The sequence below is a fragment of the Pigmentiphaga kullae genome (assembly GCF_004216695.1).
In the GTDB taxonomy this organism is placed as follows: Bacteria; Pseudomonadota; Gammaproteobacteria; order Burkholderiales; family Burkholderiaceae_B; genus Pigmentiphaga; species Pigmentiphaga kullae.
The window spans coordinates 2,205,853-2,222,759 of sequence record NZ_SGXC01000001.1 but is presented as its reverse complement, the minus strand read 5'-3'; the positions used below and the strand labels follow the sequence as shown (position 1 = coordinate 2,222,759).

Annotated in this window: 12 protein-coding genes; 7 read left to right on the top strand and 5 right to left on the bottom strand. The window is 68.8% G+C overall.

Annotated elements, in window-relative coordinates:
• Positions 1 to 23: 23 nt before the first annotated feature.
• Positions 24 to 1,514, bottom strand: a complete 1,491-nt coding sequence (locus EV675_RS10885; protein ID WP_130357254.1) for a chlorohydrolase family protein — start codon at positions 1,512 to 1,514, stop codon at positions 24 to 26.
• A gap of 347 nt (positions 1,515 to 1,861) precedes the next feature.
• Here EV675_RS10885 and EV675_RS10880 point away from each other — a divergent pair, with 347 nt between their 5' ends.
• Entirely contained in the window at positions 1,862 to 2,770 is a 909-nt protein-coding gene (locus EV675_RS10880; protein ID WP_130357253.1) for a LysR family transcriptional regulator, read from the top strand.
• A gap of 5 nt (positions 2,771 to 2,775) precedes the next feature.
• Here EV675_RS10880 and EV675_RS10875 read toward each other — a convergent pair whose 3' ends face one another.
• Positions 2,776 to 3,714: a LysR family transcriptional regulator gene (locus tag EV675_RS10875; RefSeq protein ID WP_130357252.1), complete on the bottom strand. Its 939-nt coding sequence runs from the start codon at positions 3,712 to 3,714 to the stop codon at positions 2,776 to 2,778.
• Positions 3,715 to 3,832: 118 nt separating this feature from the next.
• Between EV675_RS10875 and EV675_RS10870 the strand changes: the two genes are divergently transcribed.
• On the top strand, positions 3,833 to 4,798 hold the full coding sequence (locus tag EV675_RS10870) for a Bug family tripartite tricarboxylate transporter substrate binding protein (protein ID WP_130357251.1): 966 nt from the start codon (positions 3,833 to 3,835) through the stop codon (positions 4,796 to 4,798).
• Between the two features lie 19 nt (positions 4,799 to 4,817).
• Positions 4,818 to 5,552 carry an isochorismatase family protein gene (locus EV675_RS10865; protein WP_130357250.1) on the top strand — a complete coding sequence of 245 codons (735 nt, stop codon included), beginning with the start codon at positions 4,818 to 4,820 and terminating at the stop codon, positions 5,550 to 5,552.
• On the opposite strand, the gene EV675_RS10860 is transcribed toward EV675_RS10865, so the two are convergent.
• Positions 5,549 to 6,229 (bottom strand): TetR/AcrR family transcriptional regulator, encoded by a 681-nt coding sequence (locus EV675_RS10860; RefSeq protein WP_130357249.1) that lies wholly within the window; start codon positions 6,227 to 6,229, stop codon positions 5,549 to 5,551. The genes EV675_RS10865 and EV675_RS10860 overlap by 4 nt on opposite strands.
• A gap of 156 nt (positions 6,230 to 6,385) precedes the next feature.
• Here EV675_RS10860 and EV675_RS10855 point away from each other — a divergent pair, with 156 nt between their 5' ends.
• From EV675_RS10855 to fahA, 3 genes are read left to right on the top strand one after another with little or no spacing between them, the layout of a single operon-like run.
• The gene (locus EV675_RS10855; RefSeq protein WP_130357248.1) at positions 6,386 to 6,952 is read left to right on the top strand and encodes a cupin domain-containing protein; all 567 of its coding nucleotides are present in this window, start codon (positions 6,386 to 6,388) and stop codon (positions 6,950 to 6,952) included.
• Between the two features lie 25 nt (positions 6,953 to 6,977).
• Positions 6,978 to 7,931, top strand: coding sequence for a Bug family tripartite tricarboxylate transporter substrate binding protein (locus tag EV675_RS10850; protein WP_130357247.1), 954 nt, complete (start codon positions 6,978 to 6,980; stop codon positions 7,929 to 7,931).
• 8 nt (positions 7,932 to 7,939) lie between these two features.
• A complete protein-coding gene (gene fahA, locus EV675_RS10845) occupies positions 7,940 to 9,208 on the top strand; it encodes a fumarylacetoacetase (RefSeq protein WP_130357246.1) in 1,269 nt (422 codons plus the stop codon).
• A 44-nt stretch (positions 9,209 to 9,252) separates the two neighbouring features.
• Here fahA and EV675_RS10840 read toward each other — a convergent pair whose 3' ends face one another.
• Together EV675_RS10840 and EV675_RS10835 are read right to left on the bottom strand one after the other, a co-directional pair.
• Positions 9,253 to 13,356: a translocation/assembly module TamB domain-containing protein gene (locus tag EV675_RS10840; RefSeq protein WP_130357245.1), complete on the bottom strand. Its 4,104-nt coding sequence runs from the start codon at positions 13,354 to 13,356 to the stop codon at positions 9,253 to 9,255.
• A complete protein-coding gene (locus EV675_RS10835) occupies positions 13,353 to 15,194 on the bottom strand; it encodes an autotransporter assembly complex protein TamA (protein ID WP_130357244.1) in 1,842 nt (613 codons plus the stop codon). Before EV675_RS10835 ends, EV675_RS10840 begins: the two co-directional genes overlap by 4 nt.
• Before the next feature lie 396 nt (positions 15,195 to 15,590).
• Between EV675_RS10835 and EV675_RS10830 the strand changes: the two genes are divergently transcribed.
• Positions 15,591 to 16,904, top strand: coding sequence for a hemolysin family protein (locus EV675_RS10830; RefSeq protein ID WP_130357243.1), 1,314 nt, complete (start codon positions 15,591 to 15,593; stop codon positions 16,902 to 16,904).
• The last annotated feature ends 3 nt before the right edge of the window (positions 16,905 to 16,907 follow it).

Here is a 16,907-nt window from a genome sequence, read left to right as displayed (position 1 = left end):
GCGCCGCAGGCGGCGCCCCCGGGCTATTCGCAATCGGGACAAAAAGAAGGCGGGCACATCATCCGGGCGGTGCGCCGCAGCGGGTCCCAGTCCTGGACCTGGCCCCATACCTTTTCCGCGAAGGCCTGGGCCTCGGCCCGCAGGCCGCCCAGGTCGACGTCGGGAATGCGGCCGTCGCGCATGCGGATCTCGCCGCCGGTGACGACCAGGTCCACGTCGTCGCCCACGCCGCACTCGACCAGGCTGCATATCGGGTCCCAGATCGGCCCGTAGCGCAGCACGTCCTTGCGCCCCAGGTTGATGGCGACGATGTCCGCCCTGGCGCCCGGCGCCAGCCGGCCCAGGTCCTCGCGGCCCAGCGACCGGGCGCCGCCCAGCGTGGCCGCCTCGAACACCTCCTGCGCACTGGCCGCCGTCAGGTCGTGGCTCATGACCTTGCCATGGTAAGAGGCCGTGCGCATGTTCATGATCATGTCGCGCGGATAGGTATCGCTGCCTATCGTCATGTTCACCCCGGCCTCGCGATACGACTTCCACGAATCCAGCACGCGGGCCCGGCGCACGATGTTGATCGGGCAATGGGACACCGAGACCTGGCTCTTCCCCATGCGCTTGAGATCGCTGCCGCCCGAGTAGTTCAGGCGCGGACTGTCCGAGATGAAGTTGGCGTGCCCGATGTTCAGCGCGGGGGTCAGCATCTCCACGCTGTCCAGCAGCTCGATGGGCGTCTTGCGGTGCTCGCGCACGGTCTCGTAGAACTCGATGACGTTGTAGCCCGCGTGCGTCGCCATCGGCACGCCCAGGTCGCGCGCGGCCGCCACCGTCCGGCGCAGGATGTCGACGCTGCAGTTCTCGACCTCGCGCGGCACCAGGATGCCGTGGACCAGATCGCTCGGATCGCGCTCGACCCGTTCGATGAACGCCACCGCGTCGTTGAACAGGTGCAGGCCGCCGTCGGGATAGGGCACGCGCGTCAGGTTGCCGTCATCGTCCGAGGCCCAGCGGCCGCTGTCGTAGCCCGGTCCCAGGTAGCCCCGCACCCCCAGCGCCTCGCACTGCCTCCACAGCGCCTCCTGGACGATCACGTGCCCGCCCAGCTCGACGAAGGTGGTCACGCCGTTGCGCAGCAGTTCGCTGACCGTGAACGCCGCATGCAGGGCGATGCCGGGGTCCACCTGCGCCTGCTCCCTGGTCAGGTAGTTGGGATAGCCCTGTATGCGCGTGCCCGACCGGGCAATGGTGACGTCCATGTAGGGCTGGCCGAACAGGTCCGGCCGGCCGTGGTCGGTCAGCAGCTTGTGCAGCGCGCGATGGCCCGAATGCACGTGCGTGTCGATGAAGCCCGGCGACAGCAGGCAGCCCGGCGCCTCGATGACGCGGTCTGCCTCGCCCCGGTAATCGTCTCCCGCGTAGACGATGCGGTCGCCGTCGTAGACCACGCAGGCCTGCCGGTAAAGCACATGCCCGCCGTCCTGGAATCCCACCACCCAGTCGCCGTTGATCCTGGTTTTCATGCTGGTCTTTTTCCCTCGTTCTGCGAATATTGATACCGCGATGCACTGCCACTGACAGGTTCTCAGCATGCTGAGCAATTGCCGGGACTGTCAACGCGGGGAGACCGGCCATGGGGAGCCCGAAGCCCTGCTCGCAGAGGCCATGGAACGAGAACGGACACGACGCGAAAATGCGCGAGATCGATGCAGAACGAGCGTGATGAAGGAAGAAGCGGGATGGAGAACACGCGGCCCCATAGCGAACATCTGGTCGAGCCGCGCCTTGCGGCCAAGAATGGCTATCTCGATTCCGTTGTGGAATATTTGATTATGACGGCCGCCCGGCGGCCCCGACGAAGCCCGGACCCATGGACATCAAGCACGTCGACCTGCACCTCCTGATGATTTTCGATGCGGTACTGGCCGAGGGCAACGTGACCCGCGCCGCCAATCGCATCGACATCAGCCAGTCCGCCGTCAGCAAGGGGCTGGCGCAGCTGCGCGAGATCTTCCACGACCCGCTGTTCCTGCGGAACGGACGCGGCGTCGTCCCCACCCACAAGGCCATGGAGATGGCCACCGGCGTGCGCCACGCCATCCTCGCCCTGAATGGACTGGCCTCGCCGTCCGAGCCCTTCGCGCCGCATGCCGCGCGCATGCACTTCAACATCGCGGCCACGGACTACGTTACTTTCACCCTGCTGCCCGCGCTCATGCGGCGCCTGGCCTCGGTGGCGCCGTCGGTATCGGTGGCCATCCATCCGATCGAGCCCCTGATGCCCGAGGAATTGCTGCTGCTGGGCAAGGTGGACCTGGTGCTGTCGCCGGTCGCCACCGCCACCTACCCGATCTACCGGCAGGAACTGTTCAGGGACGACTACGTCTGCCTGCACCGCATCGGCCACCCGCTGGACGGCCAGGCCCTGGGCCCCCGGCAGTTCGCCTCGGCGCGGCACGTCGCCATGCCTCGCCAGAACGGCGCGCGCGAACGGGTGCTGCAGGACGCGATGCAGCAGCACGGCATCTCGCGGGACGTCGCCGCCCAGGTTCCCCACATGCTCGCCATCGCCCCCACGCTGGCCTGCACCGACCTGATCGCCACCGTCACGCGCCGCATCGCCCAGGCTTTCTGCGCCCTCTATCCCCTGCGCATGGCGCCCCACCCGCTGCCGCTGGGCGAGTTCGTCGTCTCGCAGCTCTGGCACGAACGAACCCATCCCAGCCAGTCCCAGCGCTGGCTGCGGGAATTGATCTTCGAGGTCTGCCGGGAATTGTGACGCGCTCAGCAATTTGCCGGCGCCATCCTGGCCGCGGTCCATTTCCGCTCGTACTCCATGCGCGCGAAATGGCTGGTCAGGAAATCGATGAATACCCTCGTCTTGGCCGGCAGGTACTTGCGGGTCTGGTAGGCGATGTTGATCGACAGCCGCGGCAGATCCCAGTCTTCCAGCACCGGCACGAGACGTCCGGCCTCCACGTCGTCGTAGATGCTGTAGGCAGTCTGCACCAGGATGCCCTGGCCCTCCAGCGCCGCAGCGCGCAGCAGCACGGCATCGTTGGCCTCCAGGCTCGAGCGGATCCTGACGCGCCGGGCGGTCGCGCCGCGCGACAGATGCAGCACGTGAGGGTGCAGGGAGTAGCTGTAGACCAGGAACCGATGTGCAGCCAGGTCTTCGGTACTGCGCGGCACCCCGCATTTGCGCAGATAGGCCGGCGCCGCGGCCAGGATGCGGCGCGTCTGCGCGAGCGGGCGTACCGTCATGCTGGAATCGGCCTCGTATTCGCGGGTGCGGACGGCCACGTCGATGCCGGCGTCGATCAGGTCCAGATAGCGGTTGGCCGCGATGAGCTGCACATCGATGTCAGGGTATGCGCTGGCGAAGGAAGACAGCAGCGGCACCAACTGCGTCATGCAGAACGACAGCGAGCCCGTGACCCGCAAGGTGCCCGACGGTCGCGAAGCGACCGCGTTCGCCTCGTCCTCGGCTTCCTGCATCTCGGCCAGGATGGCCTTGCTGCGGTGATAGAAGGCGTCGCCCACGTCAGTCAGCACGAAGCGCCGCGCGCTTCGGTCGACCAGGCGCGCATTCAGGCGTCGCTCCAGCGCGGCCAGCTTGCGGCTGGCGGTCGCGTTCGAAACCGACAGACACTCGGCTGCCTTGCTCAGGCCGCCGTGCTCGACCGCCTGCACGAAGAGTTCCACCTCGGCCCACCGATCCATCGCCTGTCTCCCTTGTTTGCATTTTCCGCAATCTTAGTTTGCCGTGACGGCCTTCATCTTCATTCCATGAGCCACTACAGTGAGCCGATCCCGAGACTCATAAGAAAGGAGACCTCCGATGAACCGACTCCATGCCGCCGGCGCCTGTCTGACGGCCTTCGCCGCCCTGGCCGCCCCGGCGTGTGCCGACGACTATCCCAGCAAACCGATCCGGCTGGTTGTGCCTTTCGCCCCAGGCGGCGGCACGGACGTCGTCGCACGCATCCTGGCCGAGAAACTGCAGGCCAGGCTGGGCCAGCCCGCCATCGTCGACAATCGCCCCGGCGCGGGCGGCAACGTCGGCGCCGAACTGGTCTACCGCTCCGCACCCGACGGCTACACCTTGCTGCTCACGCCCCCACCGCCCCTGGTCATCAACGAAAGCCTGTATTCCAGGCTCGGTTTCAAGCCTGAGCGATTCACGCCCGTCTCGCTGATCTCGGCCAGCCCCAATATCCTGGTGGTGCATCCTTCGGTGCCGGCAAAAACCGTGCGGGAATTGATCGACTACGCCGGCGGCCATCCGGACAGTCTCAACTACGCCTCGCAAGGAAACGGCACGACCTCCCACCTGACGGCGGAAATGCTGAAATCCATGGCCGGTATCTCGCTGACGCACGTGCCCTACAAGGGCAGTGGGCCGGCAATGGCCGACCTGATGGGCGGCCAGGTGAACATGATGTTTGCCGAGATCAGCACCGCAGTGAACCTGGTCCGCTCCGGAAAGCTGCGCGCGCTGGCAGTGGCCAGCGCGCAGCGCAACCCGTCGCTGCCGGATACCCCAACGATGCAGGACACCCTGCCTGGCTTCGTGTCGGCCACCTCGTCCAGCCTGGTCGCGCCGCCCGGCACGCCGCCCGCCATCGTCGACAAGTTGTCGGCCGTGGTCGCCGAGGCCATGCGCGACCCCGCCGTGATCGACAGGCTCACCCAGTTGTGCGCCGAACCGCTGGGCACCACACCGGCCCGCCATGCCCAATACCTGGACGAAGAACGCAAGCGCTGGGGCGACGTGATACGCGCAGCCGGCATCCAGCTCGATTGACGGTCCCACGGAGACAACCATGAGCAACGCAATCTGGGACCCCTTCCTGACATCGCGCGACCGGGCAGTCATCTCGGCCAGCGGCTTCGGCGCCGAACAGGGATTCGGCGACCGGCCCGCCCTGCTGGTGATCGACGTCAACTACAACTTCTGCGGCGACCAGCCCGCTCCTATTCTGGAATCGATCAAGACCTGGCGCACCTCGTGCGGCGCCGACGCCTGGGCCGGCATCGCGGCGATCCGGCCGCTGCTCGAACGGGCACGCGCCAAGGGGCTGCCGGTGATCTACACCACGGGCGTACGGCGTCCCGACAACTGGGACGCCGGAGCCTGGGCCTGGAAGAGCACGCGCAGCCACGAGCGCAGCGTCACGGCGGGCACCCAGGCCGACGGCGATGCCATCGTGGCCGAGATCGCGCCGCAAGCACGGGACATCGTGGTCCTCAAGCAGAAACCCAGCGCGTTCTTCGGCACGCCGCTTGACAGCTATCTGACTCTGCTACAGGCCGACAGCCTGATCGTCACCGGCGCGACCACCAGCGGCTGCGTGCGCGCCAGCGTGATCGACGCGTTCTCGCGCAACTACCGCGTGGCGCTGGTCGAGGAAGGCTGCTTCGACCGTTCGCAATCGAGCCACGCGATGTCCTTGTTCGACATGCATGCAAAATACGCCGACGTGGTCGGCCTGGAGCGTGCCCTGGCGCACATCGAGCAACTGCCGGCGGGCCTGTTCGAGCTGCCGCCGGTTCGCTAGTCCGAAGCGGCAACGCCCGAGGGAGCCGCCAGCCCCGCCGCCAGGAAATCCAGCAGACGCGCCAGGGTCAGGTCGACGCTGGCCGCGGACACCGGCGCGGCGCGCACGTCCGGCATCAGCCGGGCGACGCGGCCATTGTCGGCACGGATGTACATCATGCTGCCGAACACGCATTGCAGGCGCAGATACAGCTCGTCGCGCGCCAGGTGCGGACAGGCGCGGGCCAGGATGTCGACGAACAGCCGGCCCACCTCGTCGTGGACGCCGAACACGATGTTCTTGACCGCCGGATCGGGCTCGACCGAACAGATGGCGGACAGCCGGTTGAAACGGGCGCCTTCCTCGGTCTGCCCCACGCGCATGCCGGGCCCGATGAAGGCTTCGAGCACGGCGCGGACCTCGGGCCGCGCCTGCGGATCGGCGGGCACGCAGGCTTGCAGCAGCGCATGGCGCTCGTCGTTCATCCGGCCCACCCGCGCCTCGAAGATCGCCCGCAACAACCCTTCCTTGGTCCGGAAGTAGTAATGCACGGCGGCCATGTTGACGCCCGCGGTGGCGGTGATCGTGCGCAGCGACACGCCGTTGTAGCCGTGCTCGGCGAACAGCCGCTCGGCCACGTCCACGATGCGGTCGCGGGTGGAGGCGGATTCGGCGGGGTCGGCGGCGGGAGTGGGCATGAACGCGTCCGGAAGGCGGTGGGGAGTCTATGTTACCCGTAAAGCCCCCGGATTTGTTTCAGTCGATTGATTAAATCATTCGTTTGACCGAATCACCGGGAATTCCTATGATAGCCCCTGACACGCGCCATCCGGCGCATCCGCATGAGGAACTCCATGAACGGAAAGATTCGCCGCGTCGTAACCGGCCATGACCAGCAGGGCCGCGCCGTGGTGCTGGAAGACGGCTATGCGCCCAACGTCCGCCACGACGCCAGCCGCCCTGGCTACTACCTGACCCAGCTGTGGCTGACGCCCACGGCTCCCGCCCCCATCGATAACGGCGCCGACCCGACCCTGGGGCCGGTATCGCTGGCGCCGCCCGCGCTGGGCACGGTCGTGCGCATCATCGAATTCCCGCCGTCCGGCCTGGAACTGCGCGACGTGGATGCGGATGCCGCCAGGCAGGCGTTCTCGATGTTCGGCGGCCAGCATGCCTTGACCGGCCAGGGCGGCAAGCAGCGCCATCCCTTCATGCACCGCACCGAAACCATCGACTACGCCATCGTGCTGTCGGGCGAAATCACCATGCTGCTGGACGAGTCCGAAGTCACCCTCAAGGCCGGCGAAGTCCTGATCCAGCGTGGCACCAATCACGCCTGGACCAATCGCACGGACGAGGCGGCCCGCGTGCTGTTCGTCCTGGTCGACGGCAAGTTCGACCCCGCTCTCCCGCAGCAATAACCCCCACTCCAAGAGGAGACCAAGCATGTCGTTCAAGAAGATCCTGTTCGTTCCGCTCCTGGCCGCCATCTGCGGTTCGGCCGCCGCGCAGACCTACCCGTCGCGTCCGGTCGAACTCATCGTCCCGTATTCGGCGGGCGGCAGCGTGGATGTCATGGCGCGCGCCTTCGGCCGCGAACTGTCCGAGATCCTGTCCACGCAGGTCGTCATCAACAACCGCGACGGCGCGGGCGGCACCATAGGGGTGGCCGCCGTGGCCTCGGCGCGCGCCGACGGCTACACGGTGCTGTTCTCTCCCTCCTCGCCGCTGACCCAGGCGCCCTTCCTGATGGGCCGCCTGCCCTACCAGCCCGACAGCATCACGCCGATCTGCCAGATCTTCGAGAACCCGTTCGTCATCGCCGTGCGCAAGGACTCGCCCATAGCCAGCGTCAAGGAACTGCTGGAGCAGGCGCGCCAGCAGCCGGGCAAGCTGTCCTACGGCCACGCCGGCCCCGGCTCGGTACCGCACCTGGCCACGGCCAACCTGGCCAAATCCTCGAACGTGAGCTTCAACGAGATCGCCTTCCGCGGCGACGCCCAGGTCATCCCCCAGCTTCTGGGCGGCCACATCGACTTCGGCGCGCTGGGCGTCTCGTCGGTGGTGGGCAAGGACCTGCGCATCCTGGCGGTGTACGGCGACAAGCGCCTGCCCGGCCTGCCCGAGGTGCCCGCCATCACCGAGTTCGGCATCAAGCACGCGGTCATCGCCCGCAACGGCCTGTACGTCAGCCAGGGCGTCCCGCAGGCCGCGCGCGACAGGCTGCAGCAGGCATGCCGCGCCGCCACGGAAAAGGCCGAGTTCCAGAAGGCCGCCGGCCAGCTCTACCAGCAGGTCAACTACCTGGACAGCGCCACCTTCGCCAGCCGGCTCGCCAGCGACAACGAGACCAACCGCGCGCTGATCCAGTCGCTCGGCCTGCTCAAGACCGGCAACTGAGCGCAGCCATGTACGAAATCATCGATGCGTCGCTGCGCGCCTTCGTCGACGTCGAGCCCGACAGCGACTTCCCCATCCAGAACCTGCCCTACGGCATCTTCTCCACGCCCGAGGGCGGGGTCCGGGCCGGCGCCGCGCTGGGCTCGTGGGTGGTGGACCTGCACGTGCTGGAGCGTGCCGGGCTGCTGCCCGCGCCCGCGGGACCGGCGCTGTTCGGCCAGGCCAGCCTGAACGCCTTCGCCGCCGCCGGCCGGCCGGCATGGAACGCGGTGCGGGCCCGGCTGGCGGCCCTGCTTTCCGGTTCGGACGCCCGTCTGCGCGACGACGCCGAACTGCGCGCCCGCGCCTTGGTGCCCATGGATGCGTGCACGCTGCACCTGCCGTTCGAGGTCGCGTCCTATACCGACTTCTATTCGTCGGAGGACCACGCCACCAACGTCGGCAAGCTGTTCCGCGATCCGGCCAACGCGCTCACGCCCAACTGGAAGCACCTGCCCATCGGCTACAACGGCCGCGCCAGCTCGGTCGTGCTGTCCGGGCACGACGTGCACCGTCCCATGGGACAACTGCCGGTCGCGGGCGGCGCGCCCGAGTGGGGGCCGTGCCGACAACTGGACTTCGAGCTGGAGACGGCCTTCTTCGTGGGGCCGGGCACGGCGCTGGGCAGCCGGCTGGACCCCGACGCCGCCGCCGGACGCATCTTCGGCATGGTGCTGATGAACGACTGGAGCGCGCGCGACGTCCAGCGCTGGGAATACGTTCCCCTCGGCCCCTTCCAGGCCAAGGCGTTCGCCACGTCGATCTCGCCATGGGTGGTCACGCTGGACGCGCTCCAGCCCTTTCGCGTCGACGCGCCGGAGCAGGATCCGGTACCGCTGCCCTATCTGCGCGAAGGCGATCGCCATGCCTACGACATCGAGCTGTCGGTCGAACTCGGCACGCCGAACGGCGCGTCCACGACCATCGCGCGCAGCAACTTCCGGCACCTGTACTGGACCATGGCCCAGCAGCTCGCGCACCACACCAGCAGCGGCTGCAACCTGCGCACCGGCGACCTGATGGGTTCGGGCACCATCAGCGGCCCGAGTCCCGAGGCGCGCGGCTGCCTGCTGGAACTGACCGAGAACGGCAAGCGGCCGCTGGCCCTGTCCGATGGGGCCACGCGCGACTTCCTGCAAGACGGCGACGAAGTCGTGATTCGCGGCCATGCCCGCCGCGGTGCGCTGCGCGTGGGCTTCGGCAGCGTGCGGGGCCGGGTGCTGCCGGCCATCCCCTGAACGACGCGAGGACCCGTTTTACCGGGCCCTTGCGCTTTCATCGGTCAGTCGTCGAACAGCACGAAATAGAGCAGGTCCAGGCCGTTCAACGTTCCTCCCTTGGCAACCGCCGACAGGCGGTTGCTCAGGCGGTAGCTGAGCTTGACCACGCCGTCGCGGCCGGACAGCGCCTGCTCGAAGCTGGCGTAGATCCGGTCGGACAGGCGCTTGCCCACCACCAGGAACTGGTTGTTCGACAGGGTATAGGCCGACGAGGTACTGTCGCCCGCCACCGTACGGTCCGGCAAGAGGCCGCGGCTGCTGCCCACGTTGCCCGAGCGCACGCCGATCTCGTCCAGGCCCAGTTGGCGCGAGATCGGCTCGCTGCCCTGCGGTCCCAGCAGCGAAGTCGCTGCACTGAGCAACAGCGTGGCGTCGGCGCCGCCCCCGCCTTCGTCGGGGCCCCGCCCCAGCAGCAGCCACGAGAGTTTTTCCACGTCGCTGACCTCGGGCGTGGAAACCAGCGCGATGCGGGGCCGGCGGGCCGTGCCGCTGATGCGCACGCCCGCCTCCACGCGCGGACCGACGCGCACCGCCACGACGTCCAGCAAGGGATCGTCGATCGGCCCCTGGAAGGTCAGCACGCCGCGGCGCACCGTCAGCGTCTGGCCGTAGGCATCGAAGCGGCCGCCACGCGTGCGCACCGTGCCGCTCGAGGACAAGGCTCCCACCATGCCGACGATGCGCAGGTCGCCGGTAATGCCGGTGTCCAGGCCATAGCCGCGCAGGTAGAAGCGTTCGCCCAGCTTGGCGCCCACGTCGATGGCGATACCCAGCGTCTTCTTCTGCCGTTCCTCGCCGGTGCGGCGCACGTAGACGTCGTCCGACAGCTTGGCGGGCGCCTGGGTGCCCATGTCGACCCAGCCGGTATCGGCCTCGAACAGGCCCGCGATACGCATGCGGTCCGGGATGATGTCCATGTCCACCCGTCCGGATCCGGCCACGAAGCGGTCGGCGCGCTGGATGGCGGGGAAGCGTTCGGCCTTGAGGGTGGCGTGGCCCGAGGCCTGCGACATCCGCCAGTCGGCGCTGATCTCCATCCAGCCGCCCTGGCTCTCGTTCTTGATCCACTGCTGCACCCGCGAATCGCGCGGGTTGACGCGGATCACGCTGGGAAAGCGCAGGGATTCGAGCACGATGCGGTCATCCTCCAGCGTCGCTTTCAGCTTGCCGTCCAGAAGCCTGAGCCCATCGTCCAGCCGCACGACCCGGATGCCTTCGCCCTGCAGCCCGCCGGTGGCGTGCCACTGGCCGCCGGACTGGGTCACGCGCGCCGAGCCCGCCACCTTGCCGCCCACCTCGACGCTGTCGCCAATGAACAGGCTGACCCAGCTCAGGTCCTTCAGGTCGACCTGGGCCTCGAGCTGGGCCGGACGGTCGCGGTCCAGGCCGATCGCGCCGTCGCGGGCCACCACGCCGGCCTCGCCGTCCACCCGCACGCTGCCCACGCGCTCGCCCTCGACCAGGGCTTGCAGCACGACGCGGCTATGGCCGGCATTGCCATCCGGCGTCGCCCGCACGCTGGCATCCAGCGTGCGCAGGCCCAGCGCCAGCGGCGGCGTGCCGGGCACCCACAGGTCGCCGGAGCGGCGGCGGATGTTCGCCGCCCCTTGCAGCGAACCGGCGAAACGCATGTCCCACTCGGCATCCAGCACGATGATGCGCTCGCGCGGAATGGGCTTGCCGCCCAGGGCTTCCAGCAGAATCTCCGGCGCCCAGGCCAGCCCCTCGGCGCGGCCGCGCGACTCCCAGCGGCCACCCCCGCCGCGCGCCCCCTCGTTGACCAGCCTGCCGGTCTGCCCGCCCGGCAGGCGCAGGGCGATGCCCGCGGAACCGACCTCCCATTGCCATTGCGGCGCCGCGGCGGCCGGCACGTAGCTCAGGTCCACCGGCGCTTCGAGCGACATGCCCAGCGGCGCGCGGGCCAGCTCCAACTGTCCCACCTTGCCGCGCCACCCTGGCAGCGCGCCGCGTTCCGGACCCGTACCCCAGCCGCCGTCGAAACGGACCGCCAGCGTGGCCGGCGCCGACCGGTCGGCGGGCACGAACTCGGCGTCCACCGCCCCTTCGTGCCGTGCCATCGTGCCCTGCAGGCGCAGGGTTCCATGGCTCATCGTGGCCTGCGGCGCGCTGGACACGGCCACGTTGTCGATGCGCAGGTCGAGGTCGGCCGGCGCGGCCGCGAACCCGCCCTGCGGACGCTTGCCGTTCACCGGCGATCCGCCCAGGTTCGCGCGGCCCTGGACCTTGCCCACGCGCACGCCGCCGGGCAATTGCAGCTCGCCCGCGTCCAGCGTCATGTCCAGCACCGGCGCATCCAGCGTTTCACCCAACGAGCCGCGCGCGGACAAGCGGCCGTTCAGCAACGACGACAAGGTCTGCAGGCGTGGCGCGTCCACATCGAAATTCAGTTTGTCGCCCGGACGCCCGAACGCGCCCTTGGCCGTCAGCCGGTTGTTGCCGGCGTTAAGCGCTGCGTCGGCGCGCGTGACGCGCATGCCCGCGAAGACCAGTTCGCCATGTCCGCCCAGGGGCTGTCCGTTCCAGCGGCTGCCGTCCTCGATATGCAGTTGCGCCGTCCCGCCCGGTTCGGGCAGCAAGGCCCCTTTCACCTCGGCCCGCGCCGAGACCAGGGCCGGCGGCAGGGCCTCGCTGCGCACCCAGTGGCTGGGATCGAAGCGGTCCAGCCGCAGCTCGGCGGCAAAGCGGCGCGGCTCGGCCAACTGCAGTTCGCCCTTGCCGGTCGCGCGCGCCTCGCCGGCGGTCAGCGCGAACTGCGGCACGCGCACGACCTCGTCGCGTAAGCCCGCCTCGAGCTTGAGCGCCAGCGGCACCTTGCGCGACCGGTCGGACAGGTCGGCGGTCAGCGACTGGGTTGCCGTGTCAGCCGAAAAGGCCAGCGTTCCCGCCAGCTTGGTCGGCAGCGCGGCACCATGCAGCCGCGACGCGTCGACGCCGGTGGCCTGCAGCCGGCCCTGCACGCGTCCCGCGTCGCCGGCCGAGGCATCGCGGCGCCAGTCCATCTGGCCCGCCAGGCGCCCGCCGCCCGCGAACTCGATCACGAGCCCGGCGACATCCAGCGCGTCGAAAGTCTCGACCGGCGCGCTCAGTCGCCCCGAGACGGCAGCCACCGGCACGCCGTCCTTGTCCAGGGGGCGCGGCGTGGAATTGGTCAACGCGAATGGGCCTTGCAGCAGCGCCGGCCCGGCGCCCCCGGCCACCGTCAGGTCGGCGGTCAGGCCCAGGTTGGCGGACGGCGCGCCGGGCACCCAGGCCGAGGGATCGATGCCGCGCAGTTCCAGCTTGAGCCCGCGCAGCGGAAACCCCTCCAGCAGCGCCGCCTGCCCTTCGGCATTGACGTCCACGCCCGCGCCGTCGCCCTTCACGGCGAAGGCCAGGCGCTCCAGCGATCCGGTGGCCGAGGCGCCCAGGTCGAAGGCGTGCGCGGCCTGACGGCCGCCGGCATGCAGCGCCAGCTTCACGGGGAACGGCGCGTCGGCGCCGACGCTGGCTTCGCCCCGCAGCGTCGCCTCGGCCTGCGGGGCCGCCACGTGCAGGTTGGCCAGCAGGATCCGATGCTCGGCGCCCGATGAAGTCGCGCGCAGGTCGATGCCGTCGAAACTGGCGGGCAGCCGCTGGCCGTCCATCTCGATGTCCAGCGTGCCGAGCCCCAGCTTGTCCACGTCGATGGCAAGCGGCAGCCGCAGCGAAGTCAGCGGCGTGCTGGGTTCGTCGGACGGCCGCAGATTCAGCCTGGCCCGCCGCGCCGACAGCTCGGACACGTGCAGCCGCGCGCCGCGCAGCGCACGCCACCGGACGTCCAGGCGCAGCTTTTCCAGGTCTGCATCCACCGTCGGCAGCCGCAGCTCCAGCGTGTCGATGTCCAGCCCGCCCAGCAGCGAGCCGCGCACGCCCTCCAGCCGCGCCGACCCGCCCGCCAGCTGCACGCCGGTGCGCACGGCCCAGGCCGCGCCGCTGGCCGAGGACGCGATCCATGCGCCCGCGCCGGCCACCGCGGCCACGCCCAGCGCGAAGACGCCCGCCACGGCCCAGGGCCAGCGGCGGCGACGCGGAGCGGGCTTGGGGGAAGGAGTGACGGGCCCGTTCAAAATGCGATCCCCAGGGAAAAGTGCAGGCGGATGTTCTTGTCGCGCAGCGCGTAGGCCAGGTCCACGCTCAGCGGCCCCGCCGGCGTGCGGACCCGCAGGCCCGCGCCCACGCCGGTCGCCAGCTTCATGTCCGAGAAGCGCGAGGCGACGTTGCCGGTATCGACGAAGATCGCCCCGCCCAGCCGGTCGTCGAAGTAACGCGTGGCCTCCACGCTGGCGACGAACAGCACGGCATCGCCCAGCACCGCGTTGCCCACCTGGCGCCCCAGGCCCAGGTAGCGATACCCGCGCACCGAACGCGCGCCGCCGGTGCGGAACGAGAAATCGTCCGGCACGCGGTTGATGTCCTGCGCCCACAGGCGCCCGACCTCGCCGCGCACCGTGATGACGTCGCGCTTGGTGGGCGACCACCAGAACTGGCCGCGCGCGGTCAGCCGGTTGAAATGATTGCTGGCATCGAGCGCGGTACCTGCGCCGGCTCCCAGCGCGAACAGCGTGCCTTCGCGCGGATCGTACTTGTCGTTGACGTCGCGGCGGATGATCTCGGCCGTGGCGGTGGCCGTGTTGGTAGTGAAGGAGTTGTAGCCGTCGATGTCGATCATTTCGTGCGCGACCCGCGCGCCGTAGCGGGTCTCGTACTCGACGCGGCTCTGGAAACCGGCGGGATAGGTCTTGGCGCGGATGGCGCCCACCGCCAGCCGCCGCACGTGCAGGCCCTGCACGTCCGAGTCCTGCGCCAGCACGCCGAAGCTGTCGCGAAAGCCGTTCTCGTTGGGCGCGAGATGAATGTCGGCATAGCCGAGCTTGCGCAGGCGGTCCAGCCGCAGCCCGGTCTCGAGCTCCACCGGCTGGCCCAGGACCACGTTCTGCCGGTAGACGGTCTCGATGCGCGGTCCGGCCTCATCGTCCACCCCCAGCGCGACGCTCATGCGGCGGGGGCGCGACTCGACCACGTCCGCCAGCACCGGCAGCGTCAGGTGGCTGGGACCCTGGTAGGCCCGCTCGGTGCGCGTCTGGTCCGGCTCCAGCCCCTTGGGCATCAGGGCGGGATCCTCTTCATGGTTGGGCGCGATGCCCTGGCGGTCGATGTCGAGCTTGGCGCCCGAGAAGAACGGCGAGGACTGGAGCGTCTGCTGCCAGTCGACCATGCGGTCGCGGTCGTAGGGCTCGCCCGGACGGATGCGGACATAGCGCTCGACCGTCCCCCGGGGCACACGTTTCAGGCCGCGGACCTCGACGCCCGACAGGCGCACGGCCGGGCCGCTGTCGAGCTTGATGTGCAGGGCCGCCCGGGCACGGTCAGCGTCCACGTCGGCCGCCGTATCGACCAGGCGGGCCACCGGGAAGTCGCGCTCGGACGCCGTGTCCAGCAGATTGCGCTTGGCGGTCTCCCATTCCTCGTTGCGAAAGGGGCTGCCTTCCTTGAGATCCCAGTCCTGCCGCAGCTTGGCGACGCGCTCTTCGAATTCCGGACCGGATATCGCGCCCAGGAAGGAGATGTCCACGGTCTCGACCAGGGTGCGCTCGCCCGGCACGATGGTGATGTCCCAGGTCGGGCCGGCCACGTCGGTGCCGGCCTCGAGTTCGACCTGGGGCGAGAAATAGCCTTCGGTGGCCAGGGCGTCCAGCGTGGCCTCGCGGGCGCGGCGGCGCAGGCGTATGCCTTCGCCGCCATCCTGGTCGTCGGCCATGTCGGCCATGCTGTCCACGGCGTGCGTGACGGCCTCCAGGGCACTGGCCGGCAGGCCCCCCGGGTCGATGGTGATCTCGGGCCGCGCCGCGAACGCGGGCTGGGCCAGCAAGGCGCACAGGAGGACGGGCGCGAAAGGCAGGCGCATCACGTCCGCGGGGCAGGCAATACGTTTCCGTTCGCGACCGCGGCGCCAGCCCCGCCGGCGCCCGAGAGAGGATCGATCATGGTGTGCACGGCCGCGCAGGCCCGTTCGACTGACAAACTCATGACGCTTCCGCTGTATTGGTTTTCAAACGCAAGCATAGCGGATCGCGCGCGCGTTCCGTGATCGTGCGACGAGTATTGTTTCCATGTGTTTACGCGGGCTGCGGCGCCCGTAAGTAGCATTGCTCATTTGGAATACGGCCATCCTCGGCTATGCTACGGGGTCTTCATAACAGTAGGTGGGGGAAATTCGGTCAAATAAGACCGGTTTCGCTGGCGTTACAAGCGTTTTCCAAACAAAAAGGGGAATGCCCGCCTGACCGACCCGCCTGAAAAAATGGAAATTGGCTTACTTCTGATTCTATTCATCGCCAACGGCATTTTCGCCATGAGCGAGATCGCCGTTGTCACCGCCCGCAAATCCCGCCTGCAGCAGCGCGCCGACGAAGGCGATGCCAAGGCCCGCGCCGCGCTCGAACTGGCCGAACACCCCACGCGCTTCCTTTCCACCGTCCAGATCGGCATCACCTCGATCGGCATCCTGACCGGTATCGTCGGCGAAGGCGCCCTTGCCAAGCCGCTGGCCGAGGCCATCCGCGACCACTTCCCGGCGCTGGCCGAGGCCGCCAGCGCGATCGCGCTGACGCTGGTGGTCATCGTCATCACCCTGATGTCCATCATCATCGGCGAGCTGGTCCCCAAGCGGCTGGGCCAGATGCATGCGGAAACCATCGCCGGCCTGATCGCCGCGCCCATGCGCCTGCTGTCCTGGATTGCCACGCCCTTCGTCAAGCTGCTGTCGCTGGCCACCGATACGGTGCTCAGGCTGATGGGCGTCAAGGAAAACAACGACCAGCTCGTCACCGAGGAAGAAATCCAGGTGCTGATGGCCCAGGGCGCCACGGCGGGCATCTTCGAGCAGGCCGAGCAGCTGATGGTGCGCAACGTCTTCCGGCTGGACGAACGGCGCCTGTCCTCGCTCATGGTGCCGCGCTCGGACATCGTCTTCCTGGACGTCAACGCGCCGCTCGAGGTCTCGCGGGCGAAGATAGAAAGCTCGCACTACTCCCGCTTCCCGGTCGTGCGGGAAGACCTGTCGGACGTGATCGGCTTCGTGCGGGCCAAGGACCTGCTGGCCCAGCTCATGGCTGGCGAGCCGCTCGATCTCGCCAGCCGGCTGAGCCCGGTACTGTACGTGCCCGAGACGCTGACCGGTACCGAACTCGTCCAGAACTTCCGCGACTCGCACACCCAGACCGCGCTGGTCGTGGACGAATACGGCGAAGTACAGGGCCTGGTGACCCTGCGCGACGTGCTCGAGGCCATCGTGGGCGAATTCCATACGTCCACGGCGCCCGAGGAGTCCTCGGCCGTGCAGCGCGAGGACGGTTCATGGCTGCTCGACGGCCTGCTCGACGTGCACGAGATGGAGGATATGCTGGGTTTGCAGCATCTACCGGAAGGCGATTCGGGCACTTACCATACGCTGTCCGGCATGCTGATGCTGCTGCTGGGACGCATCCCGCACACCGGCGAACAAGTCGACTGGGCGGGCTGGAACTTCGAAGTGGTCGATATGGATGGCAAACGCATCGACAAGGTCATCGCCACCCGTATCGAACCTGCCGAGACTCCGGAAGAACCCTATTGAACC